The 26,397-nt window shown below is 66.9% G+C and carries 23 protein-coding genes and 1 other RNA gene; 12 read left to right on the top strand and 12 right to left on the bottom strand.

What is annotated here, in order from left to right; genetic code table 11:
• Position 1: 1 nt before the first annotated feature.
• On the top strand, positions 2-1,321 hold the full coding sequence (locus Pla108_RS04915; RefSeq protein ID WP_146443573.1) for a glycosyltransferase: 1,320 nt from the start codon (positions 2-4) through the stop codon (positions 1,319-1,321).
• A 169-nt stretch (positions 1,322-1,490) separates the two neighbouring features.
• Complete coding sequence (locus tag Pla108_RS04910; RefSeq protein WP_197526250.1) at positions 1,491-2,273, top strand: WecB/TagA/CpsF family glycosyltransferase; 783 nt, start codon at positions 1,491-1,493, stop codon at positions 2,271-2,273.
• A 123-nt stretch (positions 2,274-2,396) separates the two neighbouring features.
• Here the strand turns inward: Pla108_RS04910 and rpoN are convergent, their stop codons facing one another.
• The 4 genes from rpoN to ffs all read right to left on the bottom strand — a co-directional run bounded on the left by rpoN (position 2,397) and on the right by ffs (position 6,496).
• A complete protein-coding gene (gene rpoN, locus Pla108_RS04905; RefSeq protein WP_146443569.1) occupies positions 2,397-3,905 on the bottom strand; it encodes an RNA polymerase factor sigma-54 in 1,509 nt (502 codons plus the stop codon).
• Between the two features lie 324 nt (positions 3,906-4,229).
• On the bottom strand, positions 4,230-4,595 hold the full coding sequence (locus Pla108_RS04900) for a YbaB/EbfC family nucleoid-associated protein (protein ID WP_146443567.1): 366 nt from the start codon (positions 4,593-4,595) through the stop codon (positions 4,230-4,232).
• A 127-nt stretch (positions 4,596-4,722) separates the two neighbouring features.
• Positions 4,723-6,339, bottom strand: a complete 1,617-nt coding sequence (gene dnaX, locus Pla108_RS04895) for a DNA polymerase III subunit gamma/tau (protein ID WP_146443565.1) — start codon at positions 6,337-6,339, stop codon at positions 4,723-4,725.
• 60 nt (positions 6,340-6,399) lie between these two features.
• An RNA gene (gene ffs / locus Pla108_RS04890) (signal recognition particle sRNA small type) lies at positions 6,400-6,496 on the bottom strand.
• Between the two features lie 342 nt (positions 6,497-6,838).
• On the opposite strand from ffs, the gene Pla108_RS04885 reads away from it, so the two are divergent.
• The 4 genes from Pla108_RS04885 (at position 6,839) to gluQRS (ending at position 11,607) form a co-directional block, all read left to right on the top strand.
• A complete protein-coding gene (locus tag Pla108_RS04885) occupies positions 6,839-7,642 on the top strand; it encodes a DUF1338 domain-containing protein (protein ID WP_146443563.1) in 804 nt (267 codons plus the stop codon).
• Between the two features lie 129 nt (positions 7,643-7,771).
• A complete protein-coding gene (locus tag Pla108_RS04880; RefSeq protein ID WP_197526249.1) occupies positions 7,772-8,893 on the top strand; it encodes a saccharopine dehydrogenase family protein in 1,122 nt (373 codons plus the stop codon).
• A 162-nt stretch (positions 8,894-9,055) separates the two neighbouring features.
• Positions 9,056-10,591 carry an L-piperidine-6-carboxylate dehydrogenase gene (gene amaB / locus Pla108_RS04875; protein ID WP_146443561.1) on the top strand — a complete coding sequence of 512 codons (1,536 nt, stop codon included), beginning with the start codon at positions 9,056-9,058 and terminating at the stop codon, positions 10,589-10,591.
• Positions 10,592-10,668: 77 nt separating this feature from the next.
• On the top strand, positions 10,669-11,607 hold the full coding sequence (gene gluQRS, locus Pla108_RS04870) for a tRNA glutamyl-Q(34) synthetase GluQRS (protein WP_146443559.1): 939 nt from the start codon (positions 10,669-10,671) through the stop codon (positions 11,605-11,607).
• Between the two features lie 4 nt (positions 11,608-11,611).
• On the opposite strand, the gene Pla108_RS04865 is transcribed toward gluQRS, so the two are convergent.
• Together Pla108_RS04865 and Pla108_RS04860 are read right to left on the bottom strand one after the other, a co-directional pair.
• Entirely contained in the window at positions 11,612-12,310 is a 699-nt protein-coding gene (locus Pla108_RS04865) for a hypothetical protein (RefSeq protein ID WP_146443557.1), read from the bottom strand.
• 34 nt (positions 12,311-12,344) lie between these two features.
• Positions 12,345-13,331 (bottom strand): aldo/keto reductase, encoded by a 987-nt coding sequence (locus Pla108_RS04860; protein ID WP_146443555.1) that lies wholly within the window; start codon positions 13,329-13,331, stop codon positions 12,345-12,347.
• 258 nt (positions 13,332-13,589) lie between these two features.
• Between Pla108_RS04860 and Pla108_RS04855 the strand changes: the two genes are divergently transcribed.
• The gene (locus Pla108_RS04855; RefSeq protein WP_146443553.1) at positions 13,590-13,874 is read left to right on the top strand and encodes a hypothetical protein; all 285 of its coding nucleotides are present in this window, start codon (positions 13,590-13,592) and stop codon (positions 13,872-13,874) included.
• 247 nt (positions 13,875-14,121) lie between these two features.
• Positions 14,122-14,748 (top strand): hypothetical protein, encoded by a 627-nt coding sequence (locus Pla108_RS04850; RefSeq protein ID WP_146443551.1) that lies wholly within the window; start codon positions 14,122-14,124, stop codon positions 14,746-14,748.
• Positions 14,749-14,861: 113 nt separating this feature from the next.
• Here Pla108_RS04850 and Pla108_RS04845 read toward each other — a convergent pair whose 3' ends face one another.
• The gene (locus Pla108_RS04845; protein WP_146444435.1) at positions 14,862-15,416 is read right to left on the bottom strand and encodes a DUF421 domain-containing protein; all 555 of its coding nucleotides are present in this window, start codon (positions 15,414-15,416) and stop codon (positions 14,862-14,864) included.
• A gap of 417 nt (positions 15,417-15,833) precedes the next feature.
• Between Pla108_RS04845 and Pla108_RS04840 the strand changes: the two genes are divergently transcribed.
• The 3 genes from Pla108_RS04840 to Pla108_RS04830 all read left to right on the top strand — a co-directional run bounded on the left by Pla108_RS04840 (position 15,834) and on the right by Pla108_RS04830 (position 19,309).
• Positions 15,834-16,361 (top strand): TIGR03546 family protein, encoded by a 528-nt coding sequence (locus Pla108_RS04840; protein WP_146443549.1) that lies wholly within the window; start codon positions 15,834-15,836, stop codon positions 16,359-16,361.
• A gap of 49 nt (positions 16,362-16,410) precedes the next feature.
• A complete protein-coding gene (locus Pla108_RS04835; RefSeq protein ID WP_146443547.1) occupies positions 16,411-18,210 on the top strand; it encodes a TIGR03545 family protein in 1,800 nt (599 codons plus the stop codon).
• A 319-nt stretch (positions 18,211-18,529) separates the two neighbouring features.
• Positions 18,530-19,309, top strand: a complete 780-nt coding sequence (locus tag Pla108_RS04830) for a hypothetical protein (protein ID WP_146443544.1) — start codon at positions 18,530-18,532, stop codon at positions 19,307-19,309.
• A 595-nt stretch (positions 19,310-19,904) separates the two neighbouring features.
• On the opposite strand, the gene Pla108_RS04825 is transcribed toward Pla108_RS04830, so the two are convergent.
• The 5 genes from Pla108_RS04825 to Pla108_RS04805 form a co-directional block, all read right to left on the bottom strand.
• Positions 19,905-20,381, bottom strand: a complete 477-nt coding sequence (locus Pla108_RS04825; RefSeq protein ID WP_197526248.1) for a CBS domain-containing protein — start codon at positions 20,379-20,381, stop codon at positions 19,905-19,907.
• Positions 20,382-20,776: 395 nt separating this feature from the next.
• Positions 20,777-21,340: a response regulator transcription factor gene (locus Pla108_RS04820; protein ID WP_146443542.1), complete on the bottom strand. Its 564-nt coding sequence runs from the start codon at positions 21,338-21,340 to the stop codon at positions 20,777-20,779.
• Positions 21,341-21,352: 12 nt separating this feature from the next.
• Positions 21,353-22,696, bottom strand: a complete 1,344-nt coding sequence (locus tag Pla108_RS04815; protein WP_146443541.1) for an ATP-binding protein — start codon at positions 22,694-22,696, stop codon at positions 21,353-21,355.
• Positions 22,697-22,905: 209 nt separating this feature from the next.
• Entirely contained in the window at positions 22,906-23,601 is a 696-nt protein-coding gene (locus tag Pla108_RS04810) for an FAD-dependent oxidoreductase (RefSeq protein ID WP_146443540.1), read from the bottom strand.
• Positions 23,602-23,809: 208 nt separating this feature from the next.
• The gene (locus Pla108_RS04805) at positions 23,810-25,102 is read right to left on the bottom strand and encodes a protoporphyrinogen/coproporphyrinogen oxidase (protein WP_146443539.1); all 1,293 of its coding nucleotides are present in this window, start codon (positions 25,100-25,102) and stop codon (positions 23,810-23,812) included.
• Between the two features lie 102 nt (positions 25,103-25,204).
• On the opposite strand from Pla108_RS04805, the gene Pla108_RS04800 reads away from it, so the two are divergent.
• Entirely contained in the window at positions 25,205-26,263 is a 1,059-nt protein-coding gene (locus Pla108_RS04800; RefSeq protein WP_146443538.1) for an NAD(P)/FAD-dependent oxidoreductase, read from the top strand.
• Positions 26,264-26,397: the final 134 nt, after the last annotated feature.

Raw genomic sequence — 26,397 nt, 5'->3', positions numbered from 1 at the left:
CGTGCACGTTGTCCTGGTCACCCACTACTTCCCGCCGATCGGCGGCCCCGGCGCGCGCCGGATGCTGGGTTGGGTCAACGGTTTCGTCGCCGCCGGCTGCCGGGTGACGGTCGTCACGCCCGAGGCGCACCCCCGCGACCCGTACTATCAGCCCGCCGAGCGCTACGACGGCCCCGCGACGGTGATTACGCCCGCCGTCTTCGACCCGGCCCGCCTCGCGCGCGGCGACGATGGCAAGACAGTCATCAGCGCCGGATCCCAGGAAGGTCCGACTTCCGAGAAGCGGGGCCTCGCCGCGCGACTGCGGCCGTGGCTATTGCTGCCCGATCAACGACGGCTTGCAAACCGGACCCTCGTGAAGGCGGCGGTCGGGGCAATCGGCGGCGAACCGGCGATCGTGCTCACCTCAAGCCCGTACAATAGCGTTCACTTAGCGGGCCGCGCGCTTAAGGAGCGTCTCAGCGGACGCGTCACGTGGATCGCCGACTTCCGCGACGACTGGTTCCACCCGGTCTTCTTCCCGTTCCCGAACAACGCGTACCGCGCCTACAACCGCCGCCTCGAAGCGGCCGTGTTGCGCGACGCCGACGGGCTGACCGTCGTCAGCCGCAGCACGCTCGACAAGGTGCGCTCGCGGCACAGCGACCTGCCGGCCGACTTCTGGCGGACCGAGGGGGACGCCAAGTGGCGCTGGATCCCCAACGGCTTCGACGCGACCGGCGTCGAGGCGATCCTCAACCAACCGGTCTCGACGCGCGACGCCGCGGCGCCAATTCGGTTGCTCTTCAGCGGCACGCTTTGGCAGGGTCACCCGCTGGAGGCGCTCGTGGCGGCGCTCGAAGCCGTTGCGAAGAAAACAGGCCAACCGTTTCGCTTGGAGTTGGCGGGCCGAGTGATTCAGTCGCTCCCTCCCGCGCCCGATCCGTCACGTGTCGAGATCGTCACCACCGGTTGGAAGCCGTACGAAGACTCTCTAACCGCCACGCGGCAGGCCGACTTGCTGTTGGTGCACACGGGCCCCGAGTCACAAGACATCAAAATAAAGATCTTCGAGGCCGCCGCGGTCCGCCGGCCGGTGCTGGTGCTTGGACCCGAGGACTCGGCGACGGTCCGATTAGTGCGAGAGCACGTCGCCGATCCATTGGTGGCCGATCAGAACGACGAACCCGCCATCGTCGCGGCGCTCGAGCGCTTCCTGGCGACGACCGACGAAACCCGCCACGCGTTCACGCGCGTGCCTGCGGAATACGACCGTCTCGCTCAATCGCAACGATTACTCGACTGGGCAAAACGATTCACCACCGAGGCACAGCGTTACTGAGGGGCGCGGAGAAGAAAGCTAGACGGGATTTACAGGATCGACAGGATGATTCGTGAAGGCCAGCGGCTCCCATCCTTATCCGGTCAATCCTGTTGATCCTGTCTAGAAACTTCTCAGTGCTTTTTACTCCGCGGCCTCCATGCCTAGGCGGTTCAACAGGATCACAAGCATGCTCCCCGACCGTATCCATGTCACCGGCCTCGCCGTCGATCCTGTCGATTTAGGGCAGTTGTTCGACTACGTCGTCGCCGCGGCGCGGGATAAGTCGGCTCGGCGGACGGTCGGCTATCTCAACGTCCATGTCGCCAACCTCGCTGCGCGCGACGCGCTCTTACGGCAGTATCTCAATGAGCTGTGCGACCTCGTCTACTGCGACGGCAAAGGAATCGGTTGGGGTGCGCGTCTACAGGGTCTTTCCGAGCCGCCACGCATGACGGCCGCGGATTGGCTGCCTGACCTGATGGGGCGCTTCAAGCAAGAAGACCTGCGAGTCTTCGTAATCGCCGGCAAACCGGGTGTCGTCGATCGCGCACTCGAAGAACTCGATCAACACATTGGCGGTCTCGTCGGCGGCCTCGACCCGATCGGTTCGCACGACGGCTACGTCGCGAGCCCCGAGAAGACTGCGTCGGCAATCGACGCCGCGAACACGTTCGACGCCGATGTCGTGCTCGTCGGCATGGGTTCGCCGATCCAAGAGCACTGGGTCCTAGCCAACCGCGATCGCATCAACGCCCCGGTCGTCTGGGCCCTCGGCGCGACGTTCGACTACTACGCCGGCGAACAGGCCCGCGGCCCCGCGTGGCTCCGCAAAGCCGGCCACGAATGGGCCGCCCGCCTTATTGCCGACCCCGGCCGCCTCTGGCGCCGCTACGTGCTAGGCAACCCGCAATTCCTCTGGCGGGCCTTTTGGTCTCGCCCAAAGAAATCAGCCGCAGATGAACGCGGATGAACGCGGATGCCTAACGGGGGGCAAGCTCTCACCTATTCGCTAAGTCAGATAGCGAAAGCGACTAAGAGAAGATTGAAGCCCTGTAAACGCATCCGCGCCTATCTGCGTCCATCTGCGGCCAACTTATTTCTTCTCCGCCGCCCAGTCCTTCCGCTGCCGGCTGCTGGGGATGTCCATTGCTTTGCGGTACTTCGTGACCGTCCGGCGGGCGACTTCGATACCTTCCTTCGCCAGCTCTTTCACCAGGGCGTCGTCGGAGAGGGGCTTCGACTTGTTCTCCTTGTCGACGATCTCTTGCAGCTTAATCCGCACCACGTCCCAAGCGACGTCGTCGCCGTCGGCGTTCTGCGTGCCGCCGACGAAGAACCGCTTCAGCGGGAAGATGCCGCGCGGCGTTTGGATCCACTTGTCGTCGACCGCGCGGCTAACGGTCGTGACGTGGACGTGCACGCGGTCGGCGATCTGCTGCATCTTGAGGGGCTCGATCGCCTCGGGGCCCTCGTCGAGGAACTTCGTTTGGTGATCGACGATCGCCTGCGACACGCGGCTCAGCGTGCTGCGGCGTTGTTCGATCGCCTCGATCAGCCACTGGGCCGAGTTGATCTTGCGCTTGATGTACTCGCGGGTCTCGTCGTCGGCGTCGGCCGCCTGCTTGAGCAGCTTGCGGTAGTACGGCGAGACGTAGAGGCTCGGCAAGTCGCCCTCCTCGAGGCGGACGACGTACTTGCCCGCCTCGTCCTTCTCGAGGAACACGTCGGGCCGCACGCTGGGGACGTTCGACTCGGCGAACTCGGCGCCCGGCTTCGGCTTCAGCAGGCGGATCTCTTCCCAGACCTCGCCGATGTCGTCGAGCGACAGGCCGGTCTTCTTCGAGATCTGCGGCAGGCGATTGTTCTGCAGGTCCTCGAGGTGGTTCTCGATGAGGACGCGCATTTCCGGCTCGAACGGGTGTCCCGGCGGCAGTTGTAGCAGCAGGCACTCTTTGAGCGACCGCGCGCCGACGCCGGGCGGGTCGAGGTGCTGCACGACCGTGAGCGCCTTTTCGGCGAGCTCGACCTGCGCCTTGCGGTAAGTCTCCGCCGAGCCGTTGAGGTCGGGCGGCGTCGCCGGCAGCAGCTCTTCGAGCGGTGACTTGAGGTAGCCGTTGGTGTCGAGGCTATAGATGATCCGCTCGGCCATCCGGCGGAGGCTTTCCTCCAGGTCGAACCAGCTGAGCTGGTGCTGGAGGTAGTCGCAGAGCGTCTCGGCCCGGGCGGTCATGTTCGCCATCTGGTCGAACGCCCGGTCGGCGTCGGCGTCCATCTGGCCCTGCGACGGACGGCTCCGCTCCTCGTAGTCGTCGGGCAGGTTGTCCGCCATGTTGACGAGGCGCTCGAAGTCGTCCTCGTTGTTCGAGTCCTCCTTGACGACGAGCTCGCTCTCACCGTCGTCGCGCTCGACGTGCTCCGGCTCGTGGGCGTCTTCGACCTCGGGCTCTACCTGCTCCAGGCAGGGGTTGTCCTGCAGCTCTTGCTCGATCCGTTCCTGCAGCGCCAGGATCGGCAGCTGGAGGATCTCCATCGACTGGATCATGCGCGGCGCAAGCACTTGCTTTTGCGCCATCTGCATCGACTGCCCGAAGGACATCCGCATGATCGTCTTTTCCTGCCTGAACGCCGCTCGAGATAGGTCCGTGGAAAGAGCCACGGGCGGCGGGAGGGTTGCAGTCCGCCGCCGCGGCCAAGCAACTGCTGTACCATACCGCCACGAGGGTGGTAAGGTCAAACAACCGGGCGCAGCAAGTCTAGCTCGCAGACAGCGTTGCGGCGGGGCCGCCTCTCGCCGGGCAGCACCATCCGAGGGGCAGCGAGCCGGGCGGCGTCAGCCCCCGGAGTGACCCTGGTACCCGGCGTCCTCCGGGGGCTCACGCCCGCCGGCTCGCCGCAACTCGGTGAGGCGGTGTCTTTTCAGTGGGCGTTACTGCTGCTGGCCGCCGAACTTCTCGAGCATGTCGCCCATCCCGGGCAGGTTCAGGCCGCCGGTGATCTCTTGCATCGCGTCGGCGTGCAGCTGCTTGGCGCGGGCCAGGGCGTCGTTCATCGCCGCGGCGGTGAGGTCCTCGACCATTTCGCGCTCGTTCCGCTCGACCAGGCCCGCATCGATCCGCACGGCGAGCACCTCTTGCGAGCCGGTCATGTCGACCTGCACTAGGCCGCCCCCCGCCTCGCCGGTGACGCGGAGCGCCTTCATCCGCTCCTGGACCTCTTGGACCTTGGCGCCCATCTGCGAGGCTTGCTTCATCATGTCGCCGAGGTTGGCGAGATTGCCGAGTCCTTTAAACATAACTGCGAGGGACGAGGGGCTGAGGGGGTGGTTTGCAGGAGGCGTCTCCGACGCCGATGACGTGCACCATAACGCCACGGCTGGCGAACCGAAATCGGCGTCGGAGACGCCTCCTACACGATAGGTTTTATTCGCTGCGGGGCGGCGTGTACCGGAGCTTATCCGCTTCGACGCCGAACAGCTCCATCGCTTTGGCGACGAACGGCTGCTGGGCGATCTCGGTTTGCTGTTGGCGCCGGCTGACGCGGCGGGGGACGCCCGCCGTAGGCTTCGACGCTTTGACGGTTTGCTGCATCGCGGCGAACTCCGCCATGATGCTGTTCGGGTCGGAGTCGGGTTCCGACGCGGGCGGTGGCGTGGCGACGGCGACCGTCGTTGCCGCTGGCGGCGGTGGCGCCATCGCTGGGGGGGCGGCCGGTCGCGGCGTCGACGGCGGCCGGGTCGCGACGGCGATGTGTGGCGGATTGGCCGGGACGACCGGAGGGGCTAGCGCTGGCCGTGGCGCCCGTTCGGCGGGTTCGCCCGACGCTAGCGCGTTCGGCTCAGTGTTTTTTTTTGGCGCTGCGATGGCCGCTCCGGGATTCGCGCGGAGGTCGGCGACGGCTTGCGCCAGGTCCTCGAGGTCCTCGAGCGTTGCAAGCCGGACGATCGCCATGTCGGCTAGCGTCCGCTCGTGCACGCTCACCCGCATGCGGGCGGCGGTCTGGTCGAGCACCTGCATCGCCGCCAGCAGCGTGTTGACGCCGAGCCGCTGGCCGAGTTCCTTGGCCGCGTCGTACTGCGCGGGGAGTGCCGTCAGCATCTGCTCCGGGGGACAGCCGACGGCCGCCGCCATGACGTCGCGGTAGTAGCCCATCAGCTGGTCGAGCACCTGCCCCGGGTCGGCGCCCGAGCGGACCGCCGCGTCGAGCAACGACAGCGACGCCGCCGCGTTGCGTTCGGCGAGCCGCTCGGCCAGCTCGGCGACCCGCGCCGCCGGGGCGATCCCCAGCAGGCGGTTCACATGCTCGGAGGTGATCTGCCCGTCGGCGACCGCCAGGAGCTGTTCGAGCAGCGACTGGCTGTCACGCATCGAGCCGGCCGCCCGCACGGCGAGGACCTGCAGCGCCTCGTCGTCGATGCCGACGCCCTCTGCCACCGCGATCTGACGGAGCCGCTCGCCAATGGCGCCGGCGTCGACCCCGGCGAAGTCGAACCGCTGGCAGCGGCTGAGGATCGTGATCGGGATCTTCTGCGGCTCGGTGGTCGCGAAGATGAACTTCACATGCTCGGGGGGCTCTTCGAGCGTCTTGAGGAGGGCGTTGAACGCCTCCTTCGTGAGCATGTGGACTTCGTCGATGATGTAGACCTTCATCCGCGACCGGCTCGGCCGCACGCCGGCGTTCTGCCGGAGCTGGCGGATCTCGTCGATGCCGCGGTTGCTGGCGCCGTCGATCTCCAACACGTCGACGTCGTCGCCGGTGGCGATCCGATCGCACGCGTCGCACTTGCCGCACGGTTCGGGCGTCGGCCCCGACTCGCAGTTGAGGGCCTTGGCGAGGATCCGGGCGGCGGAGGTCTTACCGACGCCGCGGGCGCCGGTGAAGAGGTAGGCGTGGCCGATGCGCCCGGTGCGGATCGCCTGCTGCAGGGCGCCGGCGACGTGCTGCTGGCCGATCAGCTCGCTGAAGGTCTGCGGCCGGTAGCGGCGGGCGACGACGACGTACTCGCCGCCGCTTGTCGCTTGGTCGGTGGCGTCGGACATCGAACGGCAGTCGTTGTAGGAGGCCCTTCGGTCCCGTGGACCACAAGAAACCGTCGGCGGCGGGCGAGGGGCCCCCACACCCGTGGACGCATGCTTATGGCTGCTGCGTTTCCACCCTGACCAGGTTCGCGAGGCCCCCGTCGCAGAGACCCCTCGCCGGCCACCGACGGCCCCGAAGTATGAGGCGCCCCGCCGCCAACCGTCAAACGGGTGCATGGCGGGGTGGCGGTGGGCGGGGCTGGTTTTGGCGCTACTCCCGGCGCTGGCGCTTAAGGCTCCCGACCCGCGGTGTGGAGGCATCGCCAGAGAGTTTGAGCCCTAAGCGCCAGCGCCGGGAGTGACCCTCATTTCCCGATAAAATAGTTAGTGATAGGCCACCAATTCACGCAGCGGCGCGGTTCACGTGCGCACTGGCGACTCTTCTTCGCGGTTGTGCGCTGGACTAGCATGAACGGGAACGGTTTTGATCCCGCTAGGTCGCCTCTCAGGAGGGCGCAGCATGAACGCCAACGAGTTTTTCGATCATCTCTGGTCCGATTATGTCGCCATGACGCCCCAGGCCGGGCGGATTAAATCGGCCTTTGAGGACCGCGGCGAGCGGGTCGTCAACGACCACGTCGCGTTCCGGACGCTGGCCCTCGAGCCGATCGGGCTGAAGGCGTTGGAGCCCCACCTGTTGGCCGTCGGCTACACGCCCTACGAGCCGTACGACTTCAAGGACAAGAAGCTCTCGGCCTACGGCTACTTGCCGCCCGAGCCGGAACTGCCGCGCGTGTTCCTCTCCGAATTGCGGGTGAACGAGCTTTCCCCCGCCGCGGCGAAGATCCTCGAGGGGCTCGCCGCCCAAGTCGATCCGGCGCGGGTCGCTGACCCGAGCGTCCTGTGGGCCGGCCCGTTGTGGGAACCCGTCAGCTGGGAGGACTACCAAACCCTGCAGGCCGAGAGCGAGTACGCCGCCTGGGTGGCGTCGATCGGTATCCGCCCCAACCATTTCACGATCGGCATCAACTACCTCGAGAAGACGACCAGCGTCGAAGAGGTGCTGCAGGTCGTCGAAGGCCTCGGCTACCAAGTCAACGACTCGGGCGGCCGCGTGAAGGGGACCCCCGCCGTGCTGCTGGAGCAAGGCTCGACGCTCGCCGACCGGATGCCGATCGAGTTCGCCGGCGGCGACACGCACGAGGTCCCGACCTGTTACTACGAATTCGCGAAGCGCTACCCGACCGAGTCGGGCGAGCTGTACCCGGGGTTCGTCGCCGCGAGCGCGGACAAGATTTTCGAGTCGACTGACGCCAAGCGCTGACGCTTAGCGGTCAGCTTTCAGCGATCAGCCTTCAGCTCAAGCGCCAGCGACTTTTCAGCTGACCGCTGATAGCTGATCGCTGACAGCCAACTACCGATAGTCCTTCCCTTTTATTCCAGCGAGCTTCCCTTGAAGTACCCCGTCCTGATTCTCGGCGCCGGCAAGATTGGCCGCGGCATCGCGCGGATGCTGCACCTGTCGGGCGACTACGACGTCTTGGTCGGCGACATCGCCCAAGGCGCTTGCGACGCGCTCGTGGCCGAGACGCCCGGCGTCACCGCCAAGGTGGTGAACGTCACCAATCACGACGAGGTCGTCGCGGCCTGCAAGGGACGCAAGGCGGTGATCTCGGCCTGCTCATTCGACCAGAACGAGGGGATCGCCGTGGCGGCCCTCGAGGCGGGGGTCAGCTACTTCGACCTCACCGAGGATGTCGCCACGACGCACGCCGTGCGGACGATCGCCGAGCGCGCCGCCGAGGGACAGATCTTCATGCCACAGTGCGGCTTGGCGCCGGGCTACATCGGGATCCTTGCCCACGACCTCTGCCAGGGCTTCGACAAGCTCGACCGCGTCAAGATGCGCGTCGGCGCCCTGCCGCTCTACCCGACCAACCACCTCAAGTACAACCTGACGTGGTCGACCGACGGCCTCATCAACGAGTACTGCAACCCGTGCGAAGCGATCAGCGACGGCAAGCAGATGCACCTGCAGCCGATGGAGGGCCTCGAGCACTTCGCCCTCGACGGCGTTGACTACGAGGCCTTCAACACCTCCGGCGGTCTCGGCACGCTGTGCGAGACCCTCGCGGGACGCGTCAACGAGCTCGACTACAAGACGGTCCGTTACACGGGCCACCGCGAGCTGATGATGTTCTTGCTGCACGGCCTGCGGTTCTACGACAACCGCGACCTGCTGAAGAAGCTGATGGAAGAGGCGATCCCCTGCACCAACCAGGATGTCGTGCTGATCTTCAGCACCGTCACCGGCTGGAAGGGTGACCGCTACGAGCAGGTCGCCGACGCCCGCAAGGTGTACCACGGTAAGGTGCACGGCCTCGAGGCGAGTTCGATCCAGATCACCACCGCCACCAGCATGTGCTGCGTCGTCGATCTCCACCGCCGCGGCCAGCTGCCGTCGAAGGGCTTCGTGCGTCAGGAAGACGTGAAGCTCGCCGACTTCGAGGCGAACCCGTTCGGCGAGCCGTACGCGAAGGCGATGAGCGTCCGCGCGCCGATCGCCGCGACTTAGATCGGTTAGGTTGAGGGTTAACCACGACGGGCACGAAGGACACGACGGCCCGTCACTGGGAGACTCTCTAACCATTTGGTAAGCCACTAGAGCAAGCACCTCGGGTTGGCCGGCGTGCTCGTCGTGTCCGTCGTGGTAACTACTTAACTCAGGTGTAATCGGATGGACCTACCCACGAATCTGCTCCCCGCCCTCATCAACGGCGCCCGCCCCGGCTTGGCGATTGGCGACGCCTACACGCTTGGCGGCGGCGAGGCCTTCGACCCCTGCTCGCCCATCGATGGCGCATCGACCGGCAAGTGCGGCGCGGCCGCTCCGGACGACGTCGCGGCCGCGGTCAGCGCCGCGCACGAGGCGTTCCTCAAATGGCGCACCGTCCCCGCCCCGATCCGCGGACAGCTCGTGCTGCGGATCGGTGAGATGGCGCGGCAGAACAAGGCCGACCTCGCCAAGCTGATCACCCTCGAAGCGGGCAAGACCCCCTCCGAAGCTGAGGGCGAGGTCCAGGAGTGGATCGACGTCTGCGACTTCGCGGTCGGCCTCAGCCGACAGCTATACGGCCTCACGATCGCCAGCGAGCGGCCCGAGCACCAACTCCTCGAGCAGTGGCATCCGCTCGGCGTGGTGGGCGTCATCTCCGCGTTCAACTTCCCCTGCGCCGTTTGGGCGTGGAACGCGATGATCGCCCTGGTGTGCGGCGACGCGATCGTCTGGAAGCCCTCGGAGCAGACGCCGCTGATCTCGCTGGCATGCCACGAGATGGTGCTCCGCGCCGCGGCGACGATGGACGAGGCCCCCGCCGCGCTGTCGTGCGTCGTCAACGGCGGCGCCGAGACGGGCGCCGCGCTCGCGGCGAATGAAGGCGTCCCGCTGGTCTCCGCGACGGGGTCGATCCCGATGGGCCGTAAGGTGGCGACTGTTGTCGGCGGCCGTCTCGGGCAGAGCCTGCTCGAGCTGGGCGGCAACAACGCGATGATCGTCACCCCGTCGGCCGACCTCGACCTCGCCGTCCGGGGCATCGTCTTCGCCGCGGTCGGCACGGCCGGCCAGCGCTGCACCAGCCTGCGGCGGATCATCGCCCACACGTCGGTCGCCGATGAATTGGTCGGCCGCCTCACGAAGGCGTACGGCACGCTGTCGATCGGCGACCCGACCGAAGAGGGCGTCCTCGTCGGCCCGCTGGTGAACCAAGCCGCATTCAACAAGATGCAGACCACCCTCGCCGCCGCGGCCCAGCAGGGGGGCGAGGTCGTCTGCGGCGGTGACCGCGTCACGGCCGGCGTGCCGGCCGGCGGCTACTACGTCACGCCCGCCTTGGTGCGGATGCCGGCGCAGTCGGAGGTGGTGCTCGACGAGACCTTCGCCCCGCTCACCTACGTGCTCACCTACGAGACGTTCGACGAGGCGATGATGCTGCAGAACGGCGTTCCGCAGGGCCTGTCGTCGGCGATCTTCACCAGCGACGTCCGCGAAGCGGGCCGCTTCACCGGCCCCGCCGGCAGCGACTGTGGCATCGCCAACGTCAACATCGGCACCTCGGGCGCCGAGATTGGCGGCGCCTTCGGCGGCGAGAAGCAGACCGGCGGCGGCCGCGAGAGCGGCTCCGACAGCTGGAAGCAGTACATGCGTCGCTCGACAACGACCGTCAACTACGGCGACGCCCTGCCGCTGGCGCAAGGCGTGAAGTTCGACGTGTAAAAGGAAGGGGTGAGGCTTGAGTCTTGAGGCCTGAGTGCGCAACACTCAAGCCTCCTCCCTCAGGTCTCACGCTTTCAATGCTCACCCGCCTCGCCCCGTCGCCGACCGGCGCCCTTCACCTCGGGAACGCCCGCACGTTCCTGGTGAACTGGGCTCTCGCTCGGCAGAACGGGTGGCGGGTGCTGCTGCGGATTGAGGACCTTGACGGGCCTCGCGTCAAAGCGGGCGCCTCCGAAGGGGCGATCGAGATCCTCCAGTGGCTCGGCCTCGACTGGGACATCGGCCCGGTCAGCCAGACGGACGACCTGACGCCTTACCGGGCAGCGCTCGAGCGGCTCGTCAGCCGCGGGCTCGCGTACCCGTGCCGCTGCACCCGTTCGCAGATCCTCGCCGCGAGCCTCAGCGCGCCGCACGCGGGCGACCACGAGTTGCGCTATCCGGGCACGTGCCGGCCGGCGCCGGGCGAACGGATCGACCTTTCGCGGCTCGACGACCCGGAGGTCTCGTGGCGTTTCCTGACGCCCGACGAGCCGGTCCCGTTCAACGACGCGTTTGCCGGGCCGCAATCCTTCAACCCGCAGCTTGAGGTCGGCGACTTCTTGGTGGCGACCAAGCAATGCCAGCCGAGCTACCAACTCGCCGTCGTGGTGGACGACGCCCGCCAGGGGGTGACGCAAGTCGTCCGCGGCGACGACTTGCTCGGCTGCACCTCGCGCCAGTTGCTGCTGTACCGGGCGCTCGGCCTCGGCCCCGAGCCGGCGTACACGCACCTGCCGCTGGTGGTCGGCGAAGACGGCCGCCGCCTCGCCAAACGCCACGGCGACACCCGGCTTTCGCACTACCGCGACCGCGGGGTGTCGCCAGAACGTGTCATCGGCTTGTTGGCCGAGTGGTGCGGCCTCGGCGGACGGCGCGAGATGTCGGCAACGGAATTTGCGGAACGTTTCGAGTTAGCCAGCATGCCAAGCGAACAGGTTGTTTTCGCCGCGGTGGATGATCGTTGGCTTGGCAGCTAGTGGGTCACTCGGCCAATGCTTCGAGCTGGATTGCTGCGAACTGTTGGTCAGCCGTTAAATAGTCGTGTCTTTCCAAGAGCCGTTTGGCGACGGGTCCCGAAGTGATCCAAGAAAGCGTCACCTGATAGCCAGCGGAACTACGGTCCCAAAACGAGTTGAAGAGCCGATTCTTATCTCGGACATCCTCCAAGTTGAGATCAACAAACGCCGCGAGCTGTCGAACGGATTCGATCGTATTCTCATTTAGCCAGTCGGCAAGCGGTGCCTCTAGCGACATTCTCGCGTTGCTAAGTGCGCAAAGGAATGAATCGCTGATGTCGTCTCGATCGTAGCGAGGCGGGGTCGCAATAATTTGACGCCATACTAGTTCGAGGATGGAGCCGGTCGCTCTTTGCTCGGCTGGAGACCAGTCCCACCAGCGTGCGTAGGAAAGCTTTCCCAAAAACACCTCGTGATGCCACAGGTCGTCATACGGGTCGTCAAGAAGTAGCTCCAACATTCGCGGCAGAAAGTGGCGGAAGTGACGGTCATTCCCCCAGGTGGTAAGAGCCTTGCAGGGGTACCTACCGAAATCTGCAAGGCTTAGTGATCGCAGCGGAGTGCTTTCGAAAGCCGCCAGTAGCTGGTTGTCGGGGAAACTCGAATTCAATTCGAAGTCATTGCCGTATTGGTACGGTTGAAAGACTTCGTAGGCACTGGACACTAGCGGGCTCGTTTGAGATTTGCTCGTCATTGTTTCACCACAACTGGTGCACCAACGGCTTCACCCGCGCCGCGTAGATCGCGTCGATCTTCGCCCGCTGCTCTTCACTGAGCGGCGCCCGCTCGGACGCGGACAGGTTGCTGTCGATCTGTTCGACGCGCGACGCGCCGGGGATCACCGTCGAGACCGCCGGATGGTCGAGGATCCAGCGGAGCGCGGCCTGCGCCAGGTTGGTTTCGCCCGGGAAGACGTCTTGCAGTTCGTTGACCGCCTGCAGACCGACGTCGTAGGGGATCCCCGCGAAGGTCTCTCCCTTATCGAAGCCGGCGCCGTCGCGATTGAAGTGGCGGTGGTCCCCCTCGGCAAACGTCGTCTCCTTGCCGAACTTGCCGGTCAGCAGCCCGCTGGCGAGCGGCACCCGGACGATGACGCCGATGTCGCGGGCCTGCGCCTCGCGGAAGAAGAGCCCCGCCGGCCGTTGCCTAAAGAGATTAAAGATGATCTGGATCGTGGTGACGTTCGGGTACTCGATCGCCTTGAGCGCCTCCTCGACCTTCTCGACGCTGACCCCCAGGTTCTGGACCTTGCCCTCGGCCTTGAGGTCGTCGAACAGCCCAAAGATTTCGGGCCGGTAGTAAGTCGCCGGCGGGGGGCAGTGCAGCTGGATCAGGTCAAGCGTCTCGAGCCCCGAGTTGGCGAGACTCGCTTCGACAAAGCCGCGCAGCGCCGCGACGGTGTAGCCCTCGTCGACGTGGGGCCGGATCCGCCGCCCGCATTTTGTGGCGACGTAGACCTTTTCGCTCCGCCGCCGCACGACGCGACCGACCGCCGCCTCGCTCATCTGGTCGCCATAAACGTCGGCGGTGTCGATGAAGTTGACGCCGCGATCGATCGCCGCGTCGAGGATCGATTCGGCAAGGGCGTCGTCAAATGGCGCGCCCCACTTGCCGCCGACCTGCCAGGTGCCGAGCGCGATTTCGGAGACGTCGAAGCCGGTTTTGCCGAGTCGTCGGTAGTGCATGGGCGGGAGCTCTCGTGGGTCAGGACCCCCGCGATCCTAATGGCGGAGTGGGGCCTACCGCCACCGGCCGAACGGGCCCCCTCCAGGCGGCGCTTTGCGCGGATGGCGTGAAGCACAGTAACTGTTTACTGAATGGGGCGTGGCCGGAAACCACGTCTCGCCATTGCCGTCCCTTCCGAGACGCCTACCATGCGGCGACAACGAATTGTTTCGGCAGTTCGTTGACTCATCACGGCAATCTGCCCCGAGGGCCTCATCATGAGGGTCACCCAGGAGTCGCAAGACGCGAGTTTCCGCTCGGCGGAGCCGGAGAACGTTCCGGACGAGGCTGACTCGTCAGACGATCCGTCGGCTCAAATCAACGTGCCACCCAGCCGTCGCGGCGCCCTCTGGAAAGTGATTGCCGTCGCGGTCCGCTGCCCCGGGTGCGGCGCGGCCGACTCAAAAGCTCTTACCGGTAAACGGATCAATGGGGCGGGGTTCGCCGAGCAGTACCGCGTCTGCCGTGAGTGTGGCCTCCGCTTCCGCGTCGTTCTGGAATGAGTTGAAACGCAGGCGGCTCTGTACGCATGGCGTGCGTAAGGGTCGTCGAGGACGGTAGGTTCAGCCCACGCTCGGAATCCCCACGACTTCACAACGTTCTCGTCGAGACGTGCGTGTCGTTAGCGGGTTCGGGGCCCGCGCTGTCGGGGCGATCGCCGCGTGCGACGTTTCGGCAACGTTCCTCTTCTCACGGGTTGATCTCCTCCCCCGGCTCTTCGATGAGCTTCTCTTCACAGGACCCTGTCTCATGATCGCGAACCTCCTGCGTTTTATCGGCGCGCTTGGCGTCCTCTTCGTCGCGTCGCTATCGACCGCGACAGAACTCACCAGCAATGGCGGCTTCGAGACCGGCGACACCAGCGACTGGGTCTCGTTCCCGACGGCTAACTCGACCTTCAACATCACCAGCGACGCCAACAGCGGCGCCTGGGCGGCGGAAGTCTTCAACAACGACCCCGCGTCGAGCGCCGTCATCAAGCAAGCCAACCTAGGCGTCGGCGTCGTCAACCCGGGCGACACCATCAACATCTCTTTCTCTGCGAAGGGAGAAGGCGCGGCAGGTGGTGTGGTCTTCGCCGAATTCTTCTCCGAGATCGACGGCGGCGGGACATCCGCCAACGAAATCCTCACGGGCGGCCCGCTCGTTCTCACCAACCAGTATCAGGACTTCAGCTTCACAACGCTCGCCGGGCCTGACGTTAGTGGCGGCGTCACCCTGCAGTTCGCGACGGTCACCGGTGGCGATTCGGGCAGCGTGTCGGTCTTTTTCATCGACGACGTCTCGGTCTTTATCGATAGGATCCCCGAGCCCACCACGGCGCTCCTCGCCGGGTCGGCCCTGACCGCCGCGGTCGTCCGTCGGCGCGTCGACTGAGCTGGGTGCGGCAGTTCCACCAAAACCAATCGAACGCGGCGGGGGATGCCCTCGCCGCGTTTCTCAATTCTGTCGCGTTTCTCTTTTTCCCCTCTTCACTTCATTGGTTGGCTTCAACTCGATCCCGTGGCGACGCCGCCGCCACCGACGACGCCATTCAGAAGCCGCGAATCGAGTTGGGCGTCGCTGTCACGGGAGTGGAGCACGGAGATGTCTCCGGTGGTCTCGAAGATGACCGCCAGCACTTGTGAGAAGTCGAACGCGTTGGCTTCACGCAGCTTGCCGTAAAGATCCGCTCGGGTGACGTTCACACGCCGCAGGTTGTCGTCGAGGATTTCCTCGCCCTTCATAAGCAGGATCGGCTGGTTGTCGACCACCCCGCTAAACCACGTCGACTTGACCCGCGCGAAGGACAGCGCCCACTGCCCGACGAACAGGGTCCCGAGCGCGACGACGCCGATGGCGAGCTGGGGCTTCGGCGACGCGATGGTCGAGGCGAAGAGCGAGCCGACCGCGACCGTCATCGCGAAGTCGGCCGCCGACATCTTCGAGAAGCTCCGCAAACCCGCCAAGCGCGTGTAGACGAGGATCGCCGCGTAGGTGACGAACGCCGAGAGGACGACCATCGACACGTCGTCGAAGCCGGCGGTGATCCATTTGCTGATCATAAGTATCGCCACGGAGGGAGGATGGGGCGGGCATGCGAGCCGCGCTAGCGTGCGAACGACATGCCATCCCGGCGATTGCGGTTGCTAGGAGATGGCGACCGCAAAGAGGGAAGTTTTACGCTAGGCGCCGCGCGTCTCGGTTGGTCGGAGAAGCCCCAGGCGGCGGGTATCGGCGTCACGGCGACGCCACCGGCGTCGGTAAAGGGGCGATTGGCCACCTGCGGGAAACCGTATTATTGGAACGACCTCGCGCCCCGTTCGGTGGCTTCGATCCACAAGAAGCGGCCAAAAGTGCTGGCTCCCGCCGATCCCTACAAGCGTTTCCCTCAAGCCAACCGGCACAACCGGCCGAAGCAGACCGATGGAGAAGCGCGCCGCCGTGCGCGCCCGTCGCGTCCCTGCTGATCCGGTTGTCCCATGTTCGAATGGCTGATCTCACCGCTGCGAAGTCTGGTGGCGGTGCTGGCGGCGCATGACTCGAGCCGGCAGGTCGCCGCGGGCGTGGCGATCGGCGTCGTGCTGGGGCTCGTGCCCAAAGCGACCCTCGTCGCGGTGCTGCTCGGCGTGCTGCTCTGTGCGCTGCGGGTTAACAAGGTCGCCGGCCTAACCGCCGCGTCGCTGGTCGGGATGCTGGCGCCCCTGGCGGACCCCTTCACCCACAAGCTCGGGCTCAAGGTGCTGACCGTGCCGAGCCTGCAGCCGACCTACTCATATCTGTACGACGCGCCGCTTGGCGCCTGGTGGGGGTTGCACAACAGCGTCACCTGCGGGTCGCTGCTGGTCGGGCTCTACCTGTCTTACCCGGTCTACCTCGTGACGCGCGGGTTGGTGGATCGCCTCCGTCCGGCGGCGGTCCGTTGGATCCTCAAATACAAGCTGGGCCGCCTGCTGATGGGCGTCCAGATCACCGACAAGCTGAGCGCCGGCCTCGGGCTGGGACGTTGAGACCTTTGCTCACGTCCCCGGCCTGGCCCCTAGCCCCTCGCCCTTCTCTATGACCCGCTACATCCGACTCGGTTACCTCGTCCCGCGGCTGGTGCTGCTGGTCGTGCTGTTCTGCCTGCTCGAGTTCGGCTCGGGGTGGGCGCTGAAACGGGCGATGATCGCCGGCGGCCAGGCGGCGATTGGCGCCCGGGTCGAGGTCGATCGGGCCGATGTTTCGGTGGTCGAGACGCGGGCCACGCTCACCGGCCTGCGGATCGCCAACCCGCAGCGGCCGATGGAGAACCTCCTCGAGGCGGAGAAGATCGAGATCGACTTCGAGTCCGACTCGCTCCTGCGGCGCAAGGCGATCGCCGACCACGGCTCGGTCCGCGGCCTCCGGTTCGGCACGCCGCGCGAGACCTCCGGGGCGCTCAACCCCGACGACGAACAGGCCAGCACGGCGCCGGGCTGGCTCGGTGACGCCGCTAAGCAGGCGGTCGACCAAGCCGCCGAGAAATGGATCGCCAGCCTCGAGGCGAAGCTCTCGGGCGAGTACGACGACTTCGAATCGGTCCGGCTGGCTCAGGACCTGTCGAAGCGCTGGCCCGAGCGGTTCGCCGCCGTCGCCGCCGACGCCAAGGCGTTGCAGGCGGAGGTCGAGTTGCTCCGCGACCAGGCCAAGGAAGCCCGCGCCAACCCGTTGCGGAACGCCGAGTTCCTCGCCAAGGCGCCCGAGCGCGTCGCCCAGCTCCGTGGCCGGCTGGCGAACCTGCACGCCGAACTCGCTTCGCTCCCGACCGACGTCGCCGCCGACCGGCGCCGCGTCGACCAGGCCCGCCTCGCGGACGAGACCCGCCTGCGTGAGCGGCTGCAGATCGATCAACTCGACCCCCAGTCGCTGACCAGCCAGCTGCTCGGCGAGCGGATGACGGGCGCCGTACGGGACGTCGTCGGCTGGGTCCGCTGGACGCGCGAGATGGTTCCCGCCACCAAGCCGGGCCGCAGCGTGACGCCGCGGGACCGGGGCGTCGATGTCCACTTCGTCGGCGTCCGCCAGCGGCCCGACCTGCTGATCCGCCAGCTCGAGATCGCCGGCAGCGCCCGCCTCGCCGGACGGCCGGTTGAGTTGTCGGGCGTTGTGACTGACTTCACGACCTCGCCCGCCCTGCACGGCGAGCCGATGCGGCTGACGCTCCACACGACCGGCGGCCTGCCGCTGGAGGTCCGAGCGACGATCGACCGCACCGGCCCTCAGCCCATCGAAGAACTGATTGTCGATTGCCCGACGCTCGACCTCCCGAAGACCGAGCTCGGCAACGCCGCCAAGTTTGCGCTGACGATGGCGCCCTCAACGAGCAGCCTGTCGGTCAGCATCCGGGTTGAGGGCGAACGCCTGTCGGGCGACGTCCAGCTGATCCAAGACCGGGTCGCCCTGACGCCGACGGTGGGTCCCTCGGCGGGACCGCTTGTGACGCGGCTCGGGGGCGCCGTCGGAGAACGCCTCGCGAACATCGCGCGGCCGGCGACACGCGTCACTCTCAGCGGCACGCTGAATGACCCGCACATGGCCCTGTGGTCGACCTTGGGGCCGGCTGTCGCCGAGTCGCTTGAGACGGCCGCCGTGACGCTCGCCCGCGACGAAGCCGAGCGGCAGCTGGCTTCCACCAAGCAGAAGGTGGCGGGCGAACTGGCGTCGCTCGAGCGGAAGCTCGACGAGGCGATGACCAAGCTGACCGCCCAGGTCGACGCCCCGCGCCTGGAGATCGAGCGGCTTGCTAGCGGCTGGATCGGCGAGCAGCTGGGCCGCGGCACCTTCTCCTTCGAGCAGCTCGGCAAACGGCTGCCTACGGCCGAATCGCTGTTCAAATAGGCGAACGGGCCCGGCAATCGAGGGGGCTTCTGCAGTCAGAGCCGAACCGATCGGTGCTTGTTTTAGCGGCCATCGACCCTTTCCGATGACGGCCCCCACCCCGAAGAGGGGGCGAGAGGGCTAGTCAAGCGAAACCGGAGGGGATTCCCGATAAAGTTTGCGGATAAAGATTGCCTTCCGCGGCTGCTTGACTTAAAACGGGGCAAGATGCGCAACCTGTCTGCCCACAGATGGGCGGCTCTCCGACGCATGAACGCGTGATACCTGCGGCAGTCCTACTTCAAAGACACCCATCCTCGCGGCACGCGGAATCGACCTAATGAACGTCACAACTCTTGCTCTTTCTTCTCGCCTCGGGGCGATGTGCGCCCTTGCCGCGTTTGCCGCTTCGCCGGCTTTCGCCTCGTCGATCAACTACGGCGACTTCAATGACTACGGTGGCGGCGGCGTCGTCGATTACCAAGACGTCACCGAATCGTCCTCGACCGACGCGATCCCGCTCTATGGGGTGCCGGAAGTTGACGTCAACACGCTCGACTTCGACCCCCTCGCCTTCGGATCGAATGCCTCGAACGGCGTCCTCGAGATCACCGACGGCCAGCTGAACTTCATGTTCGAGACCCTCCCCGGCACGGGCATCCGCTCGTTGACCGTCCGTGAGGGTGGCGACTACACGATCGTCGGTGGCACGCCCCCCACGACGAGCGTCAACGCCGGCATCTTCGCCGAAGTCCTCGTCACCGAAGTCGACGGGATCGCTCTGACGCCCGCTAATCAGTTCACGGTCATCGGCAGCAACTCGGCTGTCTTCACGACCCCCGGCCTCAGCATTCCCTGGCAGCTCGGCCTGCTGCTCGAGTTCGGCCCGGCCCTCTCGGCCAACAACTTTGGCCCGATGTCGGCGGTCACCGCCGGCGAGTTCGTGCTGAACAACACCCTGGTAGCCACCAGCCAGGCCGGCTCGCTGTCGTTCATCGCTAAGAAGGACTTCAACATCACCCCGAGCGGCCCGCTCGATCCGGACAACGTCATCCCCGAGCCGACCGCTGCGGTGCTTGCCGCCCTCGCGTTCGCCGGCTTGGCCGCGCGTCGCCGCTAGTTGAAGGCCGCTAGTCACTGCGGTCGCAAGCGGATCAGAAAAACCACAAAAGGCCCCTCGGCATCTCGCCGAGGGGCCTTTTTGCTTTTCGAGGGCGGCAATTTCTGTGCTTGCCGTTCCTCGGCTCAGCAGCGTCACCTGGCGCAGCTCGTAGCCATACGTTCCCCATCCGGGATGGCGTCAGGCGGATTCCAACTCCGACGTAGAGCGACCATTGCCTCGGCGACGATTGCCTCGGCGACGGTCCCCGAAGTGATGTCTCGCCGAAGGCCGGGGGAGCTAGAGCGTGGCCACTCTTACTGAGACGCTAGAGCGCGCTTCTTGTAAGCGTAGCGATTTGGTCGTCGGCGAGGCGAGTTGGGCGAGGCGACCGAAGCAGGCGAAGCGGTGCTTCGTCGATGCAGGTCAACGACGCCCAGCGAAGCCGCAGCCCGACCAAACGCTACCCTTACAAGAAGCACGCTCTAGCTCGGGCAACGATCGGGGCGAGGCGGGAAAAGAAAAAGCCTCGCGACGCCGGCTCGCCGAAGGGACGAGCCGGCGTCTGAGGCCTGGGGTGGTTGAGTCGGGGGCTGGAGTCAGGGGCCGCCCGCCCTTACGCCATTGGCGCTTCCTCACGCGACATCAAGGCGCTGAGGTACAGCAGGTTGGACTCGCGGGCCGGCGCCGCCTTCTTGAGCGAATCGACCGCCGCGTTCAAGACATCACGACGGCTCACATTGCCCAACAGAATGCCGTTCTCATCGACGACCGACAGACGGCGGTAGCTGGTAAGGAGGAACGCCTGCGCGATCGATAGCAGCTGGGTGTCGGGCGGGATGGTCATGGCGTTGGTGTCCATAAAGGCGCCGACGTGATTCGATGGCAGCTGCTCGTAGGCGGCGTCGAGGATGACCTGCATGCAGCACCGCTCGGTGAAGACGCCGAGGTACTGGTTGCCCGGGCCAACGACAGGGGCGCCCGAGATCCGGTGCCGGAGCAACAGCCGGATGGCGTCGTGCACATCCATCTCGGGCGGTAACGTCGTGAGACGTGTGACCATGAAGTCTTGGGCCGATACCGTCTGCATCATCGCGTGGCTCCTGTAGGAGGCGCCGCCCGAGCCGGACCGCGAAACCATGCCGTCCTCCCAGTGAGGAAGACGCCCACGGTCAGGCTTGATGGCCGATACTCGTCGGAGAGAAGAGGAATGCCCGCGACATGGCTGCCGCCGGCCTCCCTGGCAAAACTAGCGGCCCGACGGCGCCGATGCGAACATTTATGGGCGGTTTTTTCCCGACCTTGTGAAAGTGGTCACGAAGGCGCCCGCGGCCGTCGTTTCACGAGCGTCCGTCTTTAGCGACTGGGCTGCTTAGGCGAACCCGGCGACGCTTTGGCGAACCCGGCGACGGGCCGGGCCAGTTCCGCGGGGCCACCCTAGCGTGGCGGGAACGAGACAGCGCCGCGACTACCGACGCGACCAATCGATCACGGCGCGAGCTTCTTGAGCTTGCGCTGTAGGGTGCGGCGCGGGATGCCGAGTCGCTCGGCGGTGCGGGTGATGTTGCCGCCGCAATCGGCCAGGACCTGCTGGATGTGGTTCCACTCGGCCTCGGCGAGGCTCGGCGTATGGAGGGCGGCCTCCTTGGCGGGGGGCGCCTCGTCGTCGGAGAGCACGCCGCTGCGGTGGAACGCCTCGAGCACCTGGTCGGCGTCGGCCGGCTTGGTGACATAGTTCTCGGCGCCCTGGTGGAGCGCCTCGACCGCGTTGGCGATCGAACCATACCCGGTGAGGATGACCGTCCGCACTTGCGGGGCGATCGCCCTCAGTTCACGGAGCGTCTCGAGCCCCGTGAGTCCGGCCATCTTCAGGTCGAGCACCGCGAGCTCGGGCGCCTCTTCGTGGGCCAGCCGCAGCGCCTCCTCGCCGCTAGCGGCGACACGCACCCGCAGCCCGCGCGCGGCCAGGGCCCGCCCCATCCGCTCGCGTAGCAGCTCGTCGTCGTCCACAAGAAGGAGCGTCTTGCCGGCGAGCGGGAGGGCTTCGTTCATGGTGCGTCTCTTCTACTCCGAGTCGGCGAGCGGCAGGACGATCGTCACTAAAGCGCCCCCTTCTGTCGGCGATTCTAGTCGCAATGAGCCGCCGAGTCTTTCGACCACGCTGCGGGCGAGGAACAGACCGAGCCCCATGCCGCTGCCGGGGGCCTTGGTTGTGAAGAACGGTTCGCTGGCCCGGGTGAGAACCTCGGCGGGCATCCCCGGGCCGCGGTCGGCGATCGACAGCCGTAGCGTGTTCGCCAGCCGATCGCCGCAGAGCACGACCCGCCCGGCCGGGTCGACTTCGTTCGTTGCGTCAATCGCGTTTTGGACGACGGCGCGGATCGCCTGGGCGAGCGCCACCGAGGGGGCGACGAGTTCGAGGTTCGCCGATCCGTTGAGCCACTCGACATCGACACGGTCGGGGGCGGGGAGATCGTCGAGCACGTCCCCCACCAATTCGTCGGCGGTGAGCCGCTCAGGGAGCCCCGCGGCGGGCTGGCCCGACTCGGTCGCCATCCGTTCGAGAATCGTCCGGCAACGCCCCACCTCGCGGCGGACGAGCGCCAGGTCCTCGACGATCGCCGCGTCGCCGCCCGCCTGGAGGAGCTCGCGGTGCGCTTCGCTGACGGCGACAGCGATCGTCGAGAGCGGCGTAGCCAGCTCATGGGCGGCGCCGGCGGCGAGCGTGCCGAGCGCTTCGAGCTTCTCGACGCGGGCCATCTCTTTCTCGGCGCGGCGGCGGGCCCGTTCGCTGTTGCGTAGCTCGGATGTGAGCCGCGTCGTGAAGTTGACGATCACAATCGCCGACGCCGCGAAGGCGACCCCGGCGCCGACAATCGCCAGCGGCACGGAGCGTTCGCCGCGCCCCCAGATCGTTGTCAGGCTCTGCAAACGCACCGGGTCGCGGAGCACGTCGACGCTTTGATGCGCGATCGACAAGAGCGTAAAGCCGAGGATCGCTAGCACCGACAGGGCCCACGCCCAGCGCGCCGGCAGCACCACGCCCGAGAGCGCCAAGTTGACGAAGTAGAAGACTATGAACGGGTTCGTCGGGCCGCCGGTCAGGGCCAGCATCGCCGTCAGCACCGCCAGATCGAGCACCATGAGCCCGCCGACCACGGCGTGCCACTGACCGCGGGTGGGGGGCGTCCGGCGCGTCGCCGTCCACCACCAGAACAAGGCGTTGCTGAGCAGGGTGACGCCCACCAGCGCGACGAGCGGCGGCCCCGGCGCCGCCACGCCGAGCGGCCCGAGGACAAAGGCGATCGTCACCAGCTGGCCGCCCGCAGCGACCCAGCGCAACCGGCCATACCACTCGGCGTTGATAGCCAAGCGTCGCGATCCGCCGGTGTTGGGAGAAGCGGCCATGAAGATTTGCCGAGAGGCGTCGTCTAACTCCCCCTCCCTTTTAGGGAGGGGCTAGGGGAGGGTAGCGGTGATCAGGACAGGAGGATGCACCTGTAATGAACGGCGTCACCCTCCCCTGACCCCTCCCTGAAAGGGAGGGGGAATGCGGGCGTTGCTATTGTTTAGCGGATTAGTTCCCAAGGTAGGGAGGCGTAGGGTGTTGAGCCGGGTTAAGCGTCGAGCTCACGCAGCACCGCTTCGGCCGTCCGATGGCCCGAGCGGATCGCGCCGTTGATCGACGCCGTGTCGAAGCGGTCGCCACAAACAAAGACCCGCTGACGGGCACGGGTCGATTTCTCGATCGTGCGGTAGTGGGGCGGCCGTTGATCGGGCAGGGCGTGCCGCACGCGGTAGACCCGCAGCAACTGCCAAGTCGCGACCGGTTGACCGAACCACTCGCGCGCCTGGTGGAGGATCGACTCGACGAGTTCGTCATCCGATACGGCCGGGTCGCCGACGACCGAGACCGACACCAAGGCGTGGTCGTTGGGGGCGTAGGCGCGGCTGACAAGGCTCGGAACACAGAGGCTGTTGATCGGCCCGGCGTCGGGTCCGTCGCCGGCGAGCAAGAGGATCGGCTCGTCGATCGGCGCCTCGGCCGTCGCGAAGTAGACGCACGCCGTCGAACGCCATTCGCCGCCCGTCTCGCCGAGCAGGTGGTCGGCCGCGGGTCCGTCGGTCGCCAGGACGACAAGTCGCGCCTGGTGACGCACTCCGCCAACCATCACGCCACCGTCGTGGGTGTCGCCCTCGGTGGTGAGCGATTCGACCGGCGCGTTGAGCCGCACGACCCATCGCAACCGGCCATACCACTCGGCGTTGATAGCCAAGCGTCGCGATCCGCCGGTGTTGGAAGAAGCGGCCATGAAGATTTGCCGAGAGGCGTCGTCTTATCCCCCTCCCTTTCAGGGAGGGGCTAGGGGAGGGTAGCGGTGATCAGGACAGGAGAACGCACCTGTGATGAACGGCGCCACCCTCCCCTGACCCCTCCCTGAAAGGGAGGGGGAATGCGGGCGTTGCTGCTGTGTAACGGGTAGGTTCCTTAAGGAGTGCAGCGACTGGTGCTTAGCCGGGTTAAGTCGCTAGCTCGCGCAGCACCGCTTCGGCCGTCCGATTGCCCGAGCGGATCGCGCCGTTGATCGACGCCGTGTCGAATCGGTCGCCGCAGACAAAGACCCGCTGACGGGCCCGGGTCGATTTCTCGATCGTCCGGTAGTGCGGTGGACGCTGGTCGGGCAGCGCGTGCCGAACACGGTAGACCCGCAGCAGCCGCCACGTCGCGACCGGCTGACCAAACCACTCGCGCGCCTGGTGGAGGATCGACTCGACCAGACCGTCCTCCGATACGGCCGGGTCGCCGACGACCGAGACCGACACCAAGGCGTGGTCGTTGGGGGCGTAGGCGCGGCTGACAAGGCTCGGAACACAGAGGCTGTTGATCGGCCCGGCGTCGGGTCCGTCGCCGGCGAGCAAGAGGATCGGCTCGTCGATCGGCGCCTCGGCCGTCGCGAAGTAGACGCACGCCGTCGAACGCCATTCGCCGCCCGTCTCGCCGAGCAGGTGGTCGGCCGCGGGTCCGTCGGTCGCCAGGACGACAAGTCGCGCCTGGTGACGCACTCCGCCAACCATCACGCCACCGTCGTGGGTGTCGCCCTCGGTGGTGAGCGATTCGACCGGCGCGTTGAGCCGCACGACCCCTTCGGGCAGCTCTCCGGCGAGTTGCTCCGGGATCTGCTGCATCCCGTAACGTGGCAGCGAGACCTCCCCCTCGCCGAACAACCGAAAGACGTATTCGAACATCCGGCTCGACGTCGCGAGCTCGTTCTCGAGGAAGACGCCGCCGAGGAACGGGCGGAAGAACCGTTCGATGATCGTGTCGGAGAACCCCCAGCGACGCAGGGCGTCGAGCGTTGTCACCTCTTCGCCGGCGATGGCGTCGAGCGACGGGTCCCGGCGGAGCTTCGCGCGGAGCCGGGCGACGAGCAGTTTGTCTTGCAGCGTCGCCGCGCCGCTAAACGCGGTGGCGAACGCCTTGGTGGGCCGCCGCCACGGGTCGCTGAGTCGATGGAACTGGCCACCGTGGCGGACGAGCGCGCCCGGTTCGAACGGCTTGAGTTCGAGCCGCGCGTGATCGAGCGCCTCGGCCGCGTCGGGATAGGCCGGGTTGTAGACCTGGAAGCCCCGATCGAGGAGGAAGTCCTCGACGTGGTCGGTCCGGACCCGCCCGCCAACGGCGTCCGACGCCTCGAAAACCGCCACTTTTTTCCCCGCCGCGACGAGCCGTCGTGCGCAGGCGAGCCCGGCGAGGCCGGCGCCGACCACAAGAACATCGTCGACCGGGGAGGCGGGTTCGTGGGGATCGGGCATTGCGGGGGTGGGTTGCGTCTAGCGGCAAGGTGCGGTCCGACTAATCTAACGACGCAGCCGGCGCGCCGGCAGTGAGTCCGCGATCACCGCTCTGAGACCCCGATGTCTGAATCGAACGACCCCGACACCATCGCCATCCTCGGCGCCGGCATGGCCGGCCTTGCCGCCGCGAGGCTCCTGGCCCGCGCCGGCGCCACCGTCCACGTCTTTGACAAGGGACGCGGCGTCGGGGGACGCCTCTCGACCCGCACCGCTAATGGCGACGCATCATCCACCCAGGGCGCGCAGTTCGACCACGGGGCCCAGTACTTCACGGCCGAATCGGACCGTTTCCGGGCCCAGGTCGCCGAATGGGTCGCCGCGGGGGTCGCGGCCGAGTGGGAAGGGCGATTGGCGACGATCGAATGCGACGCCGCCGGCTGTGTGAACGCCGACCCGCCGGGAGGGAAGAAGCGCTACGTCGGCGTCCCCGGTATGAACGCCGTCGCGAAGCGGCTCGCCGAGGAGGTCGCCGAGGCGGGGGGCCGCGTCACGACCGGCGTGCGAGTCGCTCCGCTGAAGCGGGGGGCCGGCCGCTGGCGGCTAGCGGGCGAGTCGGGCGAGCCCCTGGGTGACTTTGCGAAGGTGGTGGTGACGACCCCGGCGCCGCAAGCCGCCGAACTGCTGACCCCTTCACCCGCCCTCTCCAACGCGGCCAAGAGCGTCCGCATGACGGGCTGCTGGGCCGCGATGGCGTCGTTCGCCGGGCCGCTGCCGGTCGATTTCGACGGCGCGTTCGTCAACGGACCCACGGAGGCGACGCCGCTGAGCTGGATCGCCCGCGATAGCTCCAAGCCGGAGCGACCTGCCGTAGGAGGCGACCACTGGGTCCTGCACGGCTCGGCGGCGTGGAGCGAGGCCAACCTCGAAGTTGCCCCCGAACAGGCCGCACAGAGCCTCCTGGCGGCGTTCTGGCGGGCCGTCGGCGCCACGCCGCGGGCGCCGACGTCGTTGGCTGGCCATCGTTGGCGGTTTGCCCTGCCGGAAAACCCGCTCGACGAACGGGCGCTGGCCGACCGCGGGCTAGGGCTGTTCGCCGCGGGGGACTGGTGCGGCGGACCCCGCGTCGAGGGCGCTTACCTTAGCGGGCTGGCCGTCGGCGAGGCGATCCTCGCCACCTAAAGCGGGAAACCAGTCCTCGTCGGGAATTCGGCGGAACTGGAGGCCCCTGTGCGGCGTCACAGACTCCGACGCCGCAAGAACCCGCCGGGCGAAACGAAAACCCCGGACAAGCCGTCTGGCCTGCCCGGGGCGAG

It is taken from the genome of Botrimarina colliarenosi (assembly GCF_007859955.1).
Classification (GTDB): Bacteria; Planctomycetota; Planctomycetia; order Pirellulales; family Lacipirellulaceae; genus Botrimarina; species Botrimarina colliarenosi.
Note: the sequence above shows the minus strand (reverse complement) of the source record. Positions and strands in the feature narration are given on the sequence as shown.

Bases quoted from the DNA above. Each gene is read 5' to 3' on its own strand.
- dnaX (WP_146443565.1), bottom strand. From the start codon at position 6,339: ATGTCCGACGCCACCGACCAAGCGACAAGCGGCGGCGAGTACGTCGTC.
- Pla108_RS04825 (WP_197526248.1), bottom strand. From the start codon at position 20,381: ATGATGCAGACGGTATCGGCCCAAGACTTCATGGTCACACGTCTCACG.
- Pla108_RS04860 (WP_146443555.1), bottom strand. From the start codon at position 13,331: ATGCACTACCGACGACTCGGCAAAACCGGCTTCGACGTCTCCGAAATC.
- Pla108_RS04840 (WP_146443549.1), top strand. From the start codon at position 15,834: ATGTTCGAATGGCTGATCTCACCGCTGCGAAGTCTGGTGGCGGTGCTG.
- Pla108_RS04805 (WP_146443539.1), bottom strand. From the start codon at position 25,102: ATGCCCGATCCCCACGAACCCGCCTCCCCGGTCGACGATGTTCTTGTG.
- Pla108_RS04815 (WP_146443541.1), bottom strand. From the start codon at position 22,696: ATGGCCGCTTCTCCCAACACCGGCGGATCGCGACGCTTGGCTATCAAC.
- Pla108_RS04820 (WP_146443542.1), bottom strand. From the start codon at position 21,340: ATGAACGAAGCCCTCCCGCTCGCCGGCAAGACGCTCCTTCTTGTGGAC.
- Pla108_RS04835 (WP_146443547.1), top strand. From the start codon at position 16,411: ATGACCCGCTACATCCGACTCGGTTACCTCGTCCCGCGGCTGGTGCTG.
- amaB (WP_146443561.1), top strand. From the start codon at position 9,056: ATGGACCTACCCACGAATCTGCTCCCCGCCCTCATCAACGGCGCCCGC.
- gluQRS (WP_146443559.1), top strand. From the start codon at position 10,669: ATGCTCACCCGCCTCGCCCCGTCGCCGACCGGCGCCCTTCACCTCGGG.
- Pla108_RS04910 (WP_197526250.1), top strand. From the start codon at position 1,491: ATGCTCCCCGACCGTATCCATGTCACCGGCCTCGCCGTCGATCCTGTC.
- Pla108_RS04830 (WP_146443544.1), top strand. From the start codon at position 18,530: ATGAACGTCACAACTCTTGCTCTTTCTTCTCGCCTCGGGGCGATGTGC.
- Pla108_RS04900 (WP_146443567.1), bottom strand. From the start codon at position 4,595: ATGTTTAAAGGACTCGGCAATCTCGCCAACCTCGGCGACATGATGAAG.
- Pla108_RS04800 (WP_146443538.1), top strand. From the start codon at position 25,205: ATGTCTGAATCGAACGACCCCGACACCATCGCCATCCTCGGCGCCGGC.
- Pla108_RS04855 (WP_146443553.1), top strand. From the start codon at position 13,590: ATGAGGGTCACCCAGGAGTCGCAAGACGCGAGTTTCCGCTCGGCGGAG.
- Pla108_RS04810 (WP_146443540.1), bottom strand. From the start codon at position 23,601: ATGGCCGCTTCTTCCAACACCGGCGGATCGCGACGCTTGGCTATCAAC.
- Pla108_RS04850 (WP_146443551.1), top strand. From the start codon at position 14,122: ATGATCGCGAACCTCCTGCGTTTTATCGGCGCGCTTGGCGTCCTCTTC.
- Pla108_RS04885 (WP_146443563.1), top strand. From the start codon at position 6,839: ATGAACGCCAACGAGTTTTTCGATCATCTCTGGTCCGATTATGTCGCC.
- Pla108_RS04845 (WP_146444435.1), bottom strand. From the start codon at position 15,416: ATGATCAGCAAATGGATCACCGCCGGCTTCGACGACGTGTCGATGGTC.
- rpoN (WP_146443569.1), bottom strand. From the start codon at position 3,905: ATGCGGATGTCCTTCGGGCAGTCGATGCAGATGGCGCAAAAGCAAGTG.